A 15,147-nucleotide genomic window follows, 5' to 3' on the forward strand; every position below is an offset into this window, starting at 1 on the left:
TGCTGACATAGTGCGGTCATGGAGATCACCAAGGGGTCACTCCCGGGATCCGCGCACCAGGAGCCCCGGCAGGGGCGCCCCCGTCCTGTCCTCCGCAGCCGTCGCGCGGCCCTCGTCCTCGCCCTCGCCGGTACCGGCGCGTTCACGGGTGCCGCCGTTCTCGCCGGCATGCTCCCGCAGGGAACCGACGGCTCGCCCGCCCCCGGTCCGGCCGCCTCGTCGGGGCCGGCCCCCGCCCCTGGTGCACCGGGCATCGGCGACCCGCTGATGCCACTCGCCGGCAACGGCGGCTACACGGTCCGCCGCTACACCCTCGACTTCGACTGGCGGGCACCCCGGACACCCTTCGCCGCCGGCGCCGCCATCCGCGCCACCGCCACACAGTCCCTGTCCCGCTTCGACCTCGACTTCGCGGGCAACACCCTGCGCAAGGTCACGGTCGACGGCGCGCCGGCCGCCGCCGTACGCGACGGCGACGAACTCGTCGTCACCCCCGCGAAGCCGATCCCTCGTGGGAGTACGTTCACCGTCCGGGTGGCCTACACCGCCGACCCGACGCAGCGCCGGCACCGCGACGACGCCATCCAGGACTACGGCTGGGTCCCCACGTCCGACGGCACCGTGGTCTGCGCACAGCCCGACGGCGCGAAGATGATCTTCCCGGCGAACGACCACCCGAGCCTCCGGGCGCCCGTCACCTTCCGCATCAGCACCCCGCCGGGGCTCGACGCGGTGGCCAACGGCCGGCTCGTCGAGAGCGTCCGGCGCCCCGACGGGCGCGTCAGGTGGACATACGACTCCGAACAGCCGATCGCCCCGCAGCTCGTCCAGATGGCGATCGGGAAGTTCACGTTCGTCCACAGCACGGGCCCGCGCGGGCTGCCCCTGCGGGACGTGGTCCCGGACGGCCTGGTCGGCGACACCGAGACCTACCGCTCGCTCACCACGGAACACCTTGCCTGGCTGGAACGCCGGCTCGGCCCGTACCCGTTCCGCCGCTACGGCGTGCTGGTCGGGGACACCGACCTGCCCGTGGCGCTCGAGACGCAGTCGCTGTCCGTCGTGCCGAAGGACGATCTGCTGGGCGAGCGGGTCGACGCCGAACGCAATCTCGTTCACGAGCTGACCCACCACTGGATGGGTGACAGCGTCGCCATCCGGCGCTGGTCCGACCTGTGGCTGAGCGAGGGCCATGCCCGGTTCTACGAACGTCTGTACTCCGGCGAGCACGGCGGTGCCGGCTTGGAGGACGCGATGCGGGCGGCGTACGAGCAGCACGACCAGTGGCGGCGCGACGAGGGGGCACCTGCCGCGCCCACGGAGCCGACGCTGTTCAAGGTGATGCGCTACGACGGCTCGGCGCTGGTGCTGTTCGCCCTGCGGGAGAAGGTCGGCGCGGAGACCTTCGACAGGATCGAGCGGTCCTGGGTGACGAAGTACCGGGGCCGGGCGGCCGGGACCCGGGAGTTCATCGCACTCGCGTCCCAGGTCGCGGGCGAGGATCTGAACACCTTCCTGAACCCGTGGCTGTACGGTCCGCACACCCCGCCCATGCCGGGCCACCCCGACTGGCAGGTGGACCCGGTCGAGGACTGAGCCGCACGCCGCCGACCGAGTGGCCTCTGCCCGGCCGCTCGGCCACCCCGGTGACGCTTGGCGCGACGTGGCGGGCCAAGCACGGAAACGTACCAGGGGTGGCGTTCAGGACAACTCCCTTTGTCCTGATGGTGACGAGCATGTCTGGAGAACCGTGCAATGAGAAGACCGGCCACCCCACGTGTTCCCGACGCCCTCCGCGGGTACCGCCGAACAGCTTGCGTGATCGCGTCGGCGGCGGTGCTCGCGCCGCTGCTGCTCCTCCCCGTGTCCGGCGACGACGGGTCACCGGACCGGCGGCTGCAGGACGCCTTCGAGGATGCCGCGCGCGAGTACCACGTGCCGCGCAGCGTGCTCATGAGCGTGTCCTACGCGCAGTCGCGATGGGACTCCCATCCGGGCGCCCCCAGCGTCGCCGGCGGCTACGGACCGATGCACCTGCTCGACACCGGCCGGCTCCAGGACCCGGCAGGGGCGGCGGGCCCGCAGACGCCGCACGACACCGTCACCCGGCCGCGCCCGGGAAAGGCCGGGACGACCGCAGCACCTGAGGCCGACACCTCGGGCGGCCACGTCGTGCAGCCGGCGGACCTGGAGCGCGCCGCACGCCTGATCGAGGTCCCGGCCGAGCGCCTGCGGACGGACGCCGTCGCCAACGTACGCGGCGGCGCGGCCCTTCTGGCCGCCACGCAACGCCTGCTCGGCAAGCCCCTCAGCGACGATCCGGCGGACTGGTGGGAGGCGGTGGAGCACTACCCGGGCACCCGTGACATCACGTCAGCGGCGAACTACGCCAACGACGTCTTCGAGGTGATCCGCAAGGGAGCGCACCGCACCACCGCCGAGGGACAGGAGGTCACCCTCGCCGCCAGCCCCGGCGTACGCCCCCGCATCGCCCGCCCCCAGAGTCCACGGCCCAAGGAGGTCGAGTGCCCCGCGGAGCTGTCCTGCGACTGGCTCAGCGCACCGTACGAGCAGATCGACGACGACGGCACATACGGCAACCACGACCTCGCCGACCGCCCCAGGGACCAGAAGATCGAGTACATCGTCATCCATGACACCGAGGCGAAGCTGCCCAGGATGTTCGAGACGGTGCAGGATCCGACGGAGTCGTCGTGGCACTACTCGATCCGCTCCAGCGACGGCCACATCACCCAGCACGTCAAGACCAAGGACGAGGCCTGGCACTCCGGCAGCCAGTTCGTGAACGCCCGCTCGATCGGCATCGAGCACGAGGGTTTCCTCACCCAGCCCGGCACCTGGTACACGGAACGGATGTACCAGGCCTCGGCGCGCCTGGCACGTTACCTGGCGAAACGTTACGGCATTCCGCTCGACCGGCAGCACATCATCGGCCATGACAACGTGCCGTCGCCGACCGCCGACACCATCCCCGACATGCACGACGACCCCGGCCCCTTCTGGGACTGGCGGCACTACTTCGACCTGCTGGGAGCGCCGCTCCGGGCCACGGCCGGACCGAACAGCGACATGGTGACGATCCTGCCCGACTTCGCCACCCACAAGCCGCCGTTCACGGGGTGCGCCGGCAGCGGTGAGCCGTGTCCGGCGCACGGTTCCAGCGCCGTCCGCCTCCACACCGAACCGAACGAGAACGCTCCGCTGATCCAGGACCCCGGCCGCAAGCCGGACGGCGACGCTTCCACGGAGGACGTCAACGATCTGGGGTCGCGCGTCTCCGCCGGCCAGACCTTCGCCGTCGCCGGGCGCAGCGGCGAGTGGACGGCGATCTGGTTCCAGGGCCGCAGGGCGTGGTTCAAGAACCCGAGGAAGCACCCGACGGCCGTCGGCGCGACCGGCCGGATGGTGACGCCGAAGGAAGGTCTGGACGAGATCCCGGTGTACGGGCGTGCCCTCCCGGAGGCGGACGCCTACCCCGAGGGAGTGGAAGAGCAGCCCCAGTCGCCGCTGCCCTATCACTTCGCGGCGGGCCAGCGGTACGTGACGCAGGCCCGCGTCGGAAGTTCGTACGTCGACAGGTCGTCCTTCGCCGACACACCCGAGCCGGTGGTGAAGGGCCAGGAGGGCTACTACCAGATCCAGCTCGGCCACCGGCTCGCCTACGTCCGGGTGAGCGACGTGGACGTACTGGCCACACCCGCCACGGCAGGACCGCCGTCGGCGCACAAGGACCGCCCGGCCGGGCGCTAGGCGGCCGGGAACCGCCCAGTGCCGCTCCGGTGGTCCCCGCGAACCGGACACCACCGCCCTCGTTCGCCCCAGGGGCAGGCGGCCTCGTACGGCGGGGTGCCCGGGAGACGGGCTGAGTCGACGGCGATGACGTAGCCGAGGTCCTACCGGTGCGCCCCGTCCCCGCGGCACCCACCGTGCCGGATGATCGGTCGCCCGGACTGCCGACGTGTCGGGCGGCGGATCCCTTGGCCGGAAGTGGGCCGTCAGCACGGCCGTCCAGGAAAACCGTTTGAACTTCACCACTCTGCGACGCGAACCTTTCACGGCTTGTTGCCGCGCATTGCCGCTGCCCCCTCCCCTGACACGAGCCACTGGGACGCCATGCAGATTCAAGACCTTCCGTATTCCGATCCGGGCGTCCCCGACGCTCGCTCGGGTCCTCGCTTCCTGTGGTGGCTCTGGCGCAACCAGACGGGCGGGCAGCTGAAGTCACTCGGCTGGGGCCTGCTGCACTTCGTCTCCGTCTCCGCCCTGCCCTTCTGCGTCGGCCTCGCCGTCCAGGCGGTCGTCGACCGCTCCGGCACCGGGCTCGCGCTGACGGGTGGTCTGATGCTGCTGTGCGGCGCGGGCATCGCCGTCGGCGACACCTTCCTGCACCGGGCCGCCGTCACCAACTGGATCACCGCCGCCGCCCGCGTCCAGCAACTGCTCGCGCGCAAGGCCGCCCAGTTGGGCTCCGCACTGACCCGGCGGGTCGCGGCCGGTGAGGTGGTGGCCGTCTCCACCGGTGACGTGGAGAAGATCGGCTGGTTCGTCGAAGCGGTCTCACGGTTCACCGCGGCCGCGCTGACGGTCGTCGTGAGCTGTGTCGGCCTCCTCGTCTACCAGCCCGCCCTGGGCGTGGTGGTCGCCGTCGGCCTGCCCGTCGTGGCGCTCGCCGTGCTGCCGCTGCTGCCCCGCGCGACCCGCCGCGCCGATGTGCAGCGCGAGAAGGCGGGCCGGGCCACCGAACTGGCGTCGGACACGGTCGCCGGCCTGCGCGTGCTGCGCGGCATCGGCGGCGAGGAGCTGTTCCTCGACCGCTACCGCCGGGCCTCGCAGGAGGTACGGCACGCCGCGGTGCGCAGCGCCCGGATGTGGTCGCTGATCTCCGCCATCCAGGTGCTGCTCCCCGGGGTACTGCTGATCGCGGTCGTCTGGCACGGCGTCCACCTGGCCCGACAGGGCCGGATCACGGTCGGCGAACTCGTCACCGTGTACAGCGCGGTGATGATCCTGAACTATCCCTTGCGCCACTTCGAAGAGATCGCGATGGCCTACTCCTTCTCCCGCCCCTCGGCCAAACGGGCCGCGCGCGTGCTGTCGCTGGAACGGGCCACCGCCACCGACGGCATCCGCGCTGCCGAGGTGCCGGGCGGTGACCTGTACGACCCCGACACCGGTCTGCTCGCTCCCGCCGGCCGGCTCACCGCCGTGGTCTGCGGCGACCCGGACGCGGCGGGCAGGCTCGCGGAGCGGCTGGGCGGCCACTCCGCCGAGCCGGGCCGCTCGGTGCTGCTCGGCGGGGTGCCCCTGGACGAGCTCCCCCTGGACAGCGCCCGTACCGCTGTCCTCGTCCAGGACAAGGACCCGGTCCTGCTCTCCGGCACCCTGCGCGAACTGCTCGACGTGCCCGCCTCCGGTGCCGTGCGGGCCGCGGACGCGCTGGCGGCGGCACAGTGCGAGGACGTCCTGGACGCGCTCGTCCAGGGTTCGGTGGACGCCGCCGACCCGATGGACGCCCGCATCACCGAGCGCGGCCGCTCCCTCTCCGGTGGCCAGCGCCAGCGGCTCGCCCTGGCCCGGTCACTGATCACCGACCCGGAGGTGCTGGTACTGGACGAGCCGACCTCCGCGGTCGACTCACACACCGAGGCACGGGTCGCGGACGGACTGCGCCGGCTGCGCTCGGGGCGGACGACGGTGGTGTTCACCTCCTCGCCGCTGCTGCTCGACCGCGCGGACCGGGTCGCCCTGGTCCACGAGGGCGAGGTCGTGGTGACCGGCGTCCACCGTGAACTGGTCGACGGGGAGTCCCGCTACCGGGCCGTGGTGACGCGCGAGACGGAGCCGGCCGCGGCCGGCACGGACGTGGACCCGTCCGACGGGGAGGTCCTGCTGGGCGCTCTGGCGGAGCTGGAAGAGATCGAGGAGAGCGCATGATCGGCGTTGCGCCACCGGCGTACGACCCGGCGGCCCCGACGACCGCCACCACCCTGCCCGTCGGCGCGGCCGGGACCGTACGCGCCTACGTCGCCGAGCTGTTCCGCCGGCACCGTCGCGCCTTCCTGATGCTCATCGCCGTCAACACGGTGGCCGTGGTCGCCTCCATGGTGGGCCCCTACCTGCTCGGCGGCCTGGTCGAGCGCGTGTCGGACGGCGCCCGGGAGCTTCATCTGGGTCTGACCGCGGGGGTGTTCGTGCTTGCGCTGGCCGTGCAGGCCGTGTTCGTCCGGCAGGTGCGGCTGCGGGGCGCGATGCTCGGCGAGCGGATGCTGGCCGACCTGCGCGAGGACTTCCTCGTCCGGTCGGTCGGGCTGCCGCCGGGCGTGCTGGAGCGGGCGGGCACCGGCGACCTGCTCTCCCGCATCACCACCGACATCGACCGCCTGGCCAACGCCATGCGCGAGGCCGTGCCGCAGCTGGCGATCGGTGTCGTGTGGGCCGTGCTGCTGCTCGGCGGGCTCGTCGTGACGGCCCCGCCGCTGGCGGCCGCCGTCCTGCTGGCCGTGCCGGTGCTCGTGGCCGGATGCCGCTGGTACTTCAAGCGGGCGCCTTCCGGCTACCGCTCCGAGGCCGCCGGGTACGCCGCCGTGGCAGCCGCGCTCGCCGAGACCGTGGACGCGGGGCACACCGTCGAGGCGCAGCGCCTCGGCGCACGCCGCGTCGCGCTGTCGGAGCGGCGGATCAAGGAGTGGACGGCCTGGGAGCGCTACACCCTCTGGCTGCGGTCCGTGCTCTTCCCGGTGATCAACGCCGTGCACGTCCTCGTGCTCGGTTCGGTCCTGATGGCCGGTGGTGTGTTCGTCCTGCGGGGCTGGATCGGGGTGGGCCAGCTGACCACGGGCGCCCTCATCGCGCAGATGCTCGTCGACCCGGTGAACCTGATCCTGCGCTGGTACGACGAGGTGCAGGTGGCCCAGGTGTCGCTGGCCCGCCTGGTCGGGGTGCGGGACGTCGAGCCGGACGCCGGGGACGGCTCGCTGGCCCCCGCCGGGCGGGAGGTGCGCGCCGACCGGGTGCACTTCGGCTACCGCGAGGGCGTCGACGTGCTGCGCAAGGTCTCCCTGGACGTCGCGCCGGGCACCCGGCTGGCTCTGGTCGGCCCCTCGGGCGCGGGCAAGTCCACCCTGGGACGGCTGCTTGCCGGGATCTACGCACCCCGGGACGGCCGTGTCACCCTGGGCGGGGCGGAGCTGTCCCGGATGCCTGCCGAACGTGTCCGCTCGCACGTCGCCCTGGTCAACCAGGAACACCATGTGTTCGTGGGTTCCCTGCGCGACAACCTCCTGCTGGCCCGCACCGGCGCCACGGACGCGGAGCTGTGGGCGGCCCTGGGCGCGGTCGACGCGGACGCGTGGGCGCGGGCGCTGGACGACGGCCTGGGCACCGAGGTCGGCTCCGGCGGCCTCGCGCTGACCCCGGCGCAGGCCCAGCAGATCGCGCTGGCCCGGCTGGTGCTGGCCGATCCGCACACCCTGGTCCTCGACGAGGCGACCTCGCTGCTCGATCCGCGCGCGGCACGGCATCTGGAACGCTCCCTGGCCCGGGTGCTGGACGGCCGCACCGTGGTCGCCATCGCCCACCGCCTGCACACCGCCCACGACGCCGACGTGATCGCCGTGGTGGAGAACGGCCGCATCAGCGAGCTGGGCAGCCATGATGAGCTGGTGGCGGCGAACGGGGCGTACGCGGCGCTGTGGCGGTCCTGGCACGGGTGAGGATCCGCCGAGGGCACGGGCGCCGGTGCGCGGACGACGCGGAGTGCACCCGTGGCAGGTGAGGGTGCGAGGTGCACCGGCGCCCGTGCCGTCGGCGCGCAGAGGGCACCACAGGTGAAGGTGCACCGCGTGCACCGGCGCCCGTGCCGTCGGCGTGGAGAGCGGCCCCGGCACCCGGCCGGCTGCAGGGTGCGGCTCCCATGACGCCGGTGCCTGCGCCGATGAGTCCGCGGATGGTGCCCGCGCCACTCGTACGGGCCGCCCAAGGTGCCGGAGCCGCCCCGACGGCTGCGGTGCCCCGGTGAGCGGATGGTGAGAGGACCCGCCCACGACGTACCACCGGCGCCCCGTCGGTCCCGCCGGGCCCCGGCAGCGGGCGCGGGGGCCCGGCCCGGGACTCGTGCCGTTGCGCGGTCCCGAGCCGGGGTGGAAGTCTGGAGAACGGCACCGGTGCGGAAAACGCCCGGGAACCACTCGGTTCGCGTCGCGTACCCGTGCCGGGCGTGCCGACGGCCCGCAGCCCGTTTCGGCGGCACGCGGCCGTCTTCACCACCTGGAGGTACTCGTGGACAGCGCCGACGGTTGGGGGGATGACGTCTACCAGCCCGATCCCTCGGAGATCCGGGAGGACTCGGGAGTGCTCGACGTCGAGGACACACTGGACTTCGACGGCGTCACCGACCCCCTCGACCGCGGCTGGTCCCCTCCCGAACGGCCGTGGGCGGTGGACCACGTCGGTGTGACGGCGGCCGAACGACAGGCGGGCGAAACCCTCGACCAGCGGCTCGCCGAGGAGCTGCCGGACCCCGCTCCGCCCGACGGCGACGGCATCGGCGACTGCGACGGCACCGACGGCGAACTCCTCGACAACGAGGTCGGCAACCTCCGCTCCGGCCGGCTGGTGGCCCCCGACGAAGGAGCGCACGAGGACGAGGAGGCCGCCCTCGTCGCCACCGACGTCGGTATCGACGGTGCCGCCGCCTCCGCGGAGGAGGCCGCGATGCACGTCGTCGACGAGGACTCCCTCCCGGGCTGACCCGCCCGCCCGGCCGCACCGCACGAGGAGCCGCCCTGCAGCAGGACGAGCACCCCGGCTACCACCCCGTGGTCTTCCCGGGACCGCGCCGCGGGCTACGCCTTCCTGACCCGGTCCACCGCGCGAAGCGAGCAGACCGTCGAGTGGGACGACGGCCGGAGTTACCCGGTGGCCGACGTGGAGATCTCCTCCGAGATCCACCCCTTCTACACCGGCAAGGCCCGCACAGTGGACACCGAGGGCCGCATCGCCCGCTTCGAGCGCCGCTACGGCGGGGCGGAGCCGGGCGATGCGACCTGACGCAGCACGTCGGCCCCGGACGCGAGCGACGTGTCAGGCACCCCGAGCGGGTCGGGCGGCTCAGATCATGTTGAGGGCCGCCGCGCCGCCCACGCCCCCGAGCAGCATGAACGCCGGCATCAGGACCTTCAGCTCCACCCAGCTGCCGGCCCGGAACCGCATCGGCTTCGGCGGCCCCACCGGGTACCAGCGCTTGCGGCCCACCGGGATCGGCCACAGGATCGGGCACCCGGACACGGTCAGCGCGTCCCCGATGTCGTGCACCAGCGCGCCGAGCACGATCGGCAGTCCCAGCCACAGGTACTCCTGCCCGGGCGCCGTGAACAGCCAGTCCGAGCCGTTGCCGGGCTTGTCCAGCACCCCCGCGAGGATCCACGCGCTGGTCGCCGCCAGCAACCAGACCAGCACATCGCTGCTGGAGCCGCGCGCCGCCCGCCACAGCAGGCCCTCGATGGCCAGCACCATGTGCACGAACAGGATCGCCAGTACCGCCCAGCGACCGCCCGTGATCGCCGCCCCGGAACAGGCGGCGCCGGTCAGGACCGCCCACAGCCAGGTGTGCGTCAGCGTGCGGTGGCCTCCGGAGCGGCGGGGATCCCCCTGCTTCCTGGTCGCCTTGTAGACGGCGTACGACAGCTTGTCGACGATCTCGCAGATCCAGCGGGAGATCGGCCCGAAGGCGCGGGAGATGGTGGCTGCCTTGTGATCGAGGTCCGGAGCGAGTGCGGCGCCGGCACAGATCAGTGCGCCGACGAGAAGAACCGGCCAGGGCATCGGGTGACCGGCCGCGGCGGCGGCCGCTCCGACTCCGAGCCAGGCGGCGGCCCCCGACAGTGAGTGTGCTGGTCCCATCATGGCCGCTTCCCGCCCCATTCCTCGTGTACCGCTGTCCAGTTGACCTGGTGCGCTGACGCTGCGCCGGCGACACAGCGTAGCGGCCATGATCTTCGTACCCGCAGCCGATTCCCCTCTCGGCGACGAGGCCAGGCAAGATGGGTGCGTGACCCTCATCGATCAGCTGCCGCCGACCGCCGACCCCGACGCCCTGTACGAAGCCTTCGAGTCGTGGGCGCAGGAACGCGGCCTCACCCTCTATCCCCACCAGGAGGAGGCGCTGATCGAGGTGGTCTCCGGGGCGAACGTGATCGTCTCGACGCCCACCGGGTCCGGCAAGAGCATGATCGCCGCCGGCGCGCACTTCGCCGCGCTGGCCCGGGACGAGGTCACCTTCTACACGGCGCCGATCAAGGCGCTGGTGTCCGAGAAGTTCTTCGAACTCTGCAAGATCTTCGGCACGGAGAACGTCGGCATGCTCACCGGCGACGCCTCCGTGAACGCCGACGCACCCGTGATCTGCTGCACCGCCGAGGTGTTGGCGTCGATCGCGCTGCGCGACGGCAGGGGCGCGGACGTCGGCCAGGTCGTCATGGACGAGTTCCACTTCTACGCGGAAGGTGACCGCGGCTGGGCCTGGCAGATCCCGCTGCTGGAACTTCCCCAGGCGCAGTTCATTCTGATGTCGGCCACGTTGGGTGATATGTCCTTCTTCGAGAAGGACCTCACCCGCCGCACCGGCCGCCCCACCTCGGTGGTCCGGTCCGCGACCCGCCCGGTTCCCCTCTCCTACGAGTACAAGCTCACCCCGCTCACCGAGACGCTCACCGAGCTGCTGGAAACCAAGCAGGCGCCCGTCTACATCGTGCACTTCACGCAGGCGCAGGCCGTGGAGCGGGCGCAGGCGCTGATGAGTATCAACATGTGCTCGCGCGAGGAGAAGGACCAGATCGCCGAGCTGATCGGCAACTTCCGCTTCACCACCAAGTTCGGCCGCAATCTCTCCCGTTACGTACGGCACGGCATCGGCGTCCACCACGCCGGCATGCTGCCCAAGTACCGGCGCCTGGTGGAAAAGCTCGCCCAGGCCGGCCTGCTGAAGGTCATCTGCGGCACGGACACCCTCGGCGTGGGCGTCAACGTGCCCATCCGCACGGTGCTGTTCACCGCGCTGACCAAGTACGACGGCAGCCGCGTGCGTACGCTGCGGGCCCGCGAGTTCCACCAGATCGCGGGCCGGGCCGGCCGGGCGGGCTTCGACACGGCCGGACTCGTCGTGGCGCAGGCGCCCGAGCACGTCGTCGAGAACGAGAAGGCTCTGGCGAAGGCGGGCGACGACCCGAAGAAGCGCCGCAAGGTGGTGCGCAAGAAGGCGCCGGAGGGCTTCGTCGGCTGGACGGAGAACACCTTCCAGAAGCTGATCGACTCGGAGCCGGAGCCGCTCACGTCCCGCTTCCGGGTCACGCACACGATGCTGCTGTCGGTGATCGCCCGTCCCGGCAACGCCTTCGAGGCGATGCGCCACCTCCTGGAGGACAACCACGAGCCGCGCAAGCAGCAGTTGCGGCACATCCGCCGGGCCATCGCGATCTACCGCTCGCTGCTCGACGGCGGGATCGTGGAGAAGCTGGACAAGCCGGACGCCGAGGGCCGCATCGTCCGGCTCACGGTCGACCTCCAGCAGGACTTCGCGCTCAACCAGCCGCTGTCCACGTTCGCGCTCGCCGCGTTCGAACTCCTCGACCCCGAGTCGCCGTCCTACGCCCTCGACATGGTGTCCGTGGTGGAGTCCACGCTGGACGACCCGCGGCAGATCCTCGTCGCCCAGCAGAACAAGGCGCGCGGCGAGGCCGTCGCCGCGATGAAGGCGGACGGTGTCGAGTACGAGGAGCGCATGGAGCGCCTCCAGGACATCACGTACCCGAAGCCGCTGGAAGAGCTGCTCTTCCACGCGTACGACACCTACCGCAAGAGCCACCCCTGGGTCGGCGACCACCCGCTGTCGCCGAAGTCGGTCGTCCGGGACATGTACGAACGGGCGCTGTCCTTCACGGAGCTGGTGTCCCTCTACGAGCTGGCCCGCACCGAGGGCATCGTGCTGCGCTACCTCGCCAGCGCCTACAAGACCCTTGACCACACCATCCCGGACGACCTGAAGTCCGAGGACCTGCAGGACCTGATCGAGTGGCTGGGCGAGATGGTCCGCCAGGTGGACTCCAGCCTGCTCGACGAGTGGGAGCAGTTGGCCAACCCGGAGGAGATGACCGCCGAGGAGGCCCAGGAGAAGGCCGACGAGGTCAAGCCGGTCACCACCAACGCGCGCGCCTTCCGGGTCCTGGTCCGCAACGCGCTGTTCCGCCGCGTGGAGCTGGCCGCCCTGGACCAGGTCGAGGAACTGGGCGAGATGGACGCCGAGTCCGGCTGGGACGCCGAGGCGTGGGGCGAGGCGATGGACGAGTACTGGGACGAGTACGACGACCTCGGCACCGGTCCCGACGCCCGTGGGCCCAAGCTGCTGGTGATCAAGGAGGAGCCGGAGAACGGCCTTTGGCGCGTCCGCCAGATCTTCGACGACCCCAACGGCGACCACGACTGGGGCATCAGCGCGGAGATCGACCTGGCGGCGTCCGACGCCGAGGGCCGTGCGATCGTCCGCGTCACCGATGTCGGCCAGCTGTGAGCACAGGAGAATCCCACCGATGACCACGAACCCGGCCGAGAGACTGGTCGACCTGCTCGACCTGGAGCAGATCGAGGTCAACATCTTCCGTGGCCGAAGCCCGCAGGAGTCCCTGCAGCGGGTCTTCGGCGGCCAGGTCGCGGGCCAGGCGCTGGTCGCCGCCGGGCGTACCACGGAGGGCGACCGCCCGGTGCACTCCCTGCACGCGTACTTCCTGCGCCCGGGCCGTCCCGGCGTGCCGATCGTGTACCAGGTCGAGCGGGTCCGCGACGGCCGGTCGTTCACGACCCGCCGGGTCACGGCCGTGCAGCAGGGCCGCACGATCTTCAATCTGACCGCCTCCTTTCACAAGCCCGAGGAAGGACCGTTCGAGCACCAGCTGCCGCCGGCCCGTGACGTGCCGGACCCTGAATCGCTGCCGACGGTGACCGACGAGATCCGCAAGCATCTGGGCGCACTGCCGGAGCAGTTGGAGCGGATGGCGCGCCGCCAGCCCTTCGACATCCGCTACGTGGACCGGCTGCGCTGGAACGCTCAGGAGATCGAGGGAGCCGAGTCGCGCAGCGCCGTATGGATGCGCGCGGTAGGACCGCTCGGTGACGACCCGCTGGTCCACACCTGCGCGCTGACCTACGCCAGTGACATGACCCTCCTGGACGCGGTCCGCATTCCGGTCGAACCCCTGTGGGGCCCGCGGAACTTCGACATGGCCTCGCTGGACCACGCCATGTGGTTTCACCGGCCGTTCCGCGCGGACGAGTGGTTCCTGTACGACCAGGAATCGCCGATCGCCACCGGCGGGCGCGGTCTGGCCCGCGGGCGCATCTACGACCTGCGGGGGCGCCTGCTCGTCTCGGTCGTCCAGGAGGGGCTCTTCAGGGCCCTGTAGAGGGCTGCCGGGCGGGGCCCGTGGTCGCTGTCCAGAACCGCACGGGGTTCAGGGGCGCAAGTGGTTCAGAACCGCACGGGTCCAGAACCGCACGGGGTTCACACCCGCACGGGCCGCGGGCCTCTCCGCCGCAGCCAGGCCCGCAGGCCGCGGGCCGGCCGCGGCGGGTCCTGTCCGGGGTCGTCGTGCCGGGGCACGGAGGGCGGGCTCGGCGGTGCCGCCGGCCCTGCCGGGCGGGTGACCGTTCGCGCCATCGGCGCGATCGGCCGCGCCGCCGCCCGCGTCACCGACGCCACGCGGCGGGCAGCCGGGCGCGGGGCGGGCGAGAGGGCACGGGCCTCCCCGATCGCACGGGTCAGCTCGCTGCGCAGCCACTCGATCTCGTCCGTGTCGTGCGCGGTCATGATCCGCTCGGTGAGGTGTGCGGAGGGCGACCCGGGAGCCCCTTGTCCGGGTGGTGCTGCCCGGAACCGGTTGACGTGGGCGCGCTCGTACGGATCCTTGACGACGTCGGCGACCTCGACGGGCGCGAGCAAGGCGGCCAGGGCTCCGGCGCGGGCCCAGGAGTCCTCGGCCTGCCGCAGCAGGAATCCGAGGTGTCGACCGCGCCAGTTGCGGGCGCGCAGATCCACTCCCGCCTCCAGCTGACCCCGCAGCGTCTCGGGCGTACGCCCTTTGAGCAGGTGCGCGTTCTCTGCGCCCGCCGTGAAGTTCCGCAGCTCCTCCGCCAGATAGAGCCAGACCACGGCTCGATAGCGGTTCAGGTAGAAGTTCAAGGGCACCAGCAGGCCCAGACGCGCGAGCCGGGTGAACCGGCCTGCCGGAATCTCCATCAACGCGGCGCCCTCCGCGGTCCCCACGACTCGTACCCGGTCACGGAGACCTTCGGGGAAGCCTTCCTGGGCGCGAAGGCGGTCGATCTCCGCGCGCTCCACCCGCCGCCCTCCTCCCCCGCCGTCGTCCGGCACGGTCCGGATATGGCCGAGCTGGACGGCGAGGCCGAACTCGCTTCGCTTGAGCCCCAGTTCACGAGCGGCACGGGCCGGAGTGCAGCTGATGGGACGGGGTGGGCGGAAGGTGCTTGCCGACATGGTCGTACTCCCCCGTGGAGTCGATGGCCGACGCTCTGTGCGTGAGCCGTGCACACACCGTAGCCAAGATGTCGCAACTGGTGGCGAGCCTGTGGAAAACTCCGCGGGGAATGAAAAACCGCGGGTCAGCGGTCTGCGATGGGAGCCTGCTCGGGTTGTCTGGTATCGACTCCGAGGTGTTCACCGACGCGATTGACCAGCAGGGTCATCTCGTAGGCGATCTGTCCGATGTCGGCCTCGGCTCCGCTGAGCAGGCACAGACAGCTACCGGTGCCGGCCGCGGTCACGAACAGCATGGCATCGTCGTACTCGATCATGGTCTGGCGTACCGTGCCCGCACCGAAGTGGCGTCCCGACCCCTTGGCCAGGCTGTGCAGTCCGGATGCCACGGCGGCCAGATGCTCGGCGTCCTCGCGGCGTAGACCCGTACTCGCTTCCGTGACCAACCCGTCGTTCGACAGGACCAGCGCGTGCCGCACATGGTCCACCCGCTCGGTCAGATCGTCCAGGAGCCACCCGAGTCCCTGGTTCTGCGCCATGTCCGTCTCCCCGTGTGACGTCTCCCCCTGACAGGAGGAACCCTC

Annotated in this window: 10 protein-coding genes and 1 pseudogene; 8 read left to right on the forward strand and 3 right to left on the reverse strand. The window is 71.7% G+C overall.

Annotated elements, in window-relative coordinates:
• The first annotated feature begins 18 nt into the window (after window positions 1-18).
• From ABZ079_RS16825 to ABZ079_RS16850, 6 genes and pseudogenes are all read left to right on the forward strand, one after another.
• The gene (locus tag ABZ079_RS16825) at window positions 19-1,596 is read left to right on the forward strand and encodes a M1 family metallopeptidase (protein ID WP_356940188.1); all 1,578 of its coding nucleotides are present in this window, start codon (window positions 19-21) and stop codon (window positions 1,594-1,596) included.
• A gap of 222 nt (window positions 1,597-1,818) precedes the next feature.
• Window positions 1,819-3,771: a peptidoglycan recognition family protein gene (locus tag ABZ079_RS16830; RefSeq protein WP_356940189.1), complete on the forward strand. Its 1,953-nt coding sequence runs from the start codon at window positions 1,819-1,821 to the stop codon at window positions 3,769-3,771.
• 363 nt (window positions 3,772-4,134) lie between these two features.
• Window positions 4,135-5,955, forward strand: a complete 1,821-nt coding sequence (locus tag ABZ079_RS16835) for an ABC transporter ATP-binding protein (protein ID WP_356940190.1) — start codon at window positions 4,135-4,137, stop codon at window positions 5,953-5,955.
• Window positions 5,952-7,733 carry an ABC transporter ATP-binding protein gene (locus ABZ079_RS16840; RefSeq protein WP_356940191.1) on the forward strand — a complete coding sequence of 594 codons (1,782 nt, stop codon included), beginning with the start codon at window positions 5,952-5,954 and terminating at the stop codon, window positions 7,731-7,733. The genes ABZ079_RS16835 and ABZ079_RS16840 overlap by 4 nt, the downstream gene beginning before the upstream one ends.
• A gap of 565 nt (window positions 7,734-8,298) precedes the next feature.
• Window positions 8,299-8,769: a DUF5709 domain-containing protein gene (locus ABZ079_RS16845; protein ID WP_356940192.1), complete on the forward strand. Its 471-nt coding sequence runs from the start codon at window positions 8,299-8,301 to the stop codon at window positions 8,767-8,769.
• Window positions 8,770-8,804: 35 nt separating this feature from the next.
• Window positions 8,805-9,069, forward strand: a pseudogene (locus ABZ079_RS16850) (type B 50S ribosomal protein L31).
• A gap of 60 nt (window positions 9,070-9,129) precedes the next feature.
• On the opposite strand, the gene ABZ079_RS16855 reads toward ABZ079_RS16850, so the two are convergent.
• Window positions 9,130-9,924: a metal-dependent hydrolase gene (locus tag ABZ079_RS16855; protein WP_356940193.1), complete on the reverse strand. Its 795-nt coding sequence runs from the start codon at window positions 9,922-9,924 to the stop codon at window positions 9,130-9,132.
• A 145-nt stretch (window positions 9,925-10,069) separates the two neighbouring features.
• Here ABZ079_RS16855 and ABZ079_RS16860 point away from each other — a divergent pair, with 145 nt between their 5' ends.
• On the forward strand, window positions 10,070-12,583 hold the full coding sequence (locus tag ABZ079_RS16860) for a DUF3516 domain-containing protein (RefSeq protein WP_356940194.1): 2,514 nt from the start codon (window positions 10,070-10,072) through the stop codon (window positions 12,581-12,583).
• Window positions 12,584-12,602: 19 nt separating this feature from the next.
• Window positions 12,603-13,472, forward strand: a complete 870-nt coding sequence (locus ABZ079_RS16865; protein WP_356940195.1) for an acyl-CoA thioesterase II — start codon at window positions 12,603-12,605, stop codon at window positions 13,470-13,472.
• Window positions 13,473-13,570: 98 nt separating this feature from the next.
• Here the strand turns inward: ABZ079_RS16865 and ABZ079_RS16870 are convergent, their stop codons facing one another.
• Together ABZ079_RS16870 and ABZ079_RS16875 are read right to left on the reverse strand one after the other, a co-directional pair.
• Entirely contained in the window at window positions 13,571-14,563 is a 993-nt protein-coding gene (locus tag ABZ079_RS16870) for a DUF6397 family protein (protein ID WP_356940196.1), read from the reverse strand.
• A 125-nt stretch (window positions 14,564-14,688) separates the two neighbouring features.
• Complete coding sequence (locus ABZ079_RS16875; RefSeq protein WP_356940197.1) at window positions 14,689-15,102, reverse strand: roadblock/LC7 domain-containing protein; 414 nt, start codon at window positions 15,100-15,102, stop codon at window positions 14,689-14,691.
• Between the last annotated feature and the right edge of the window lie 45 nt (window positions 15,103-15,147).

Source organism: Streptomyces sp. NPDC006314, assembly GCF_040613075.1.
Classification (GTDB): Bacteria; Actinomycetota; Actinomycetes; order Streptomycetales; family Streptomycetaceae; genus Streptomyces.

Bases quoted from the DNA above. Each gene is read 5' to 3' on its own strand.
- ABZ079_RS16825 (WP_356940188.1), top strand. From the start codon at position 19: ATGGAGATCACCAAGGGGTCACTCCCGGGATCCGCGCACCAGGAGCCC.
- ABZ079_RS16835 (WP_356940190.1), top strand. From the start codon at position 4,135: ATGCAGATTCAAGACCTTCCGTATTCCGATCCGGGCGTCCCCGACGCT.
- ABZ079_RS16840 (WP_356940191.1), top strand. From the start codon at position 5,952: ATGATCGGCGTTGCGCCACCGGCGTACGACCCGGCGGCCCCGACGACC.
- ABZ079_RS16855 (WP_356940193.1), bottom strand. From the start codon at position 9,924: ATGATGGGACCAGCACACTCACTGTCGGGGGCCGCCGCCTGGCTCGGA.
- ABZ079_RS16865 (WP_356940195.1), top strand. From the start codon at position 12,603: ATGACCACGAACCCGGCCGAGAGACTGGTCGACCTGCTCGACCTGGAG.
- ABZ079_RS16870 (WP_356940196.1), bottom strand. From the start codon at position 14,563: ATGTCGGCAAGCACCTTCCGCCCACCCCGTCCCATCAGCTGCACTCCG.
- ABZ079_RS16875 (WP_356940197.1), bottom strand. From the start codon at position 15,102: ATGGCGCAGAACCAGGGACTCGGGTGGCTCCTGGACGATCTGACCGAG.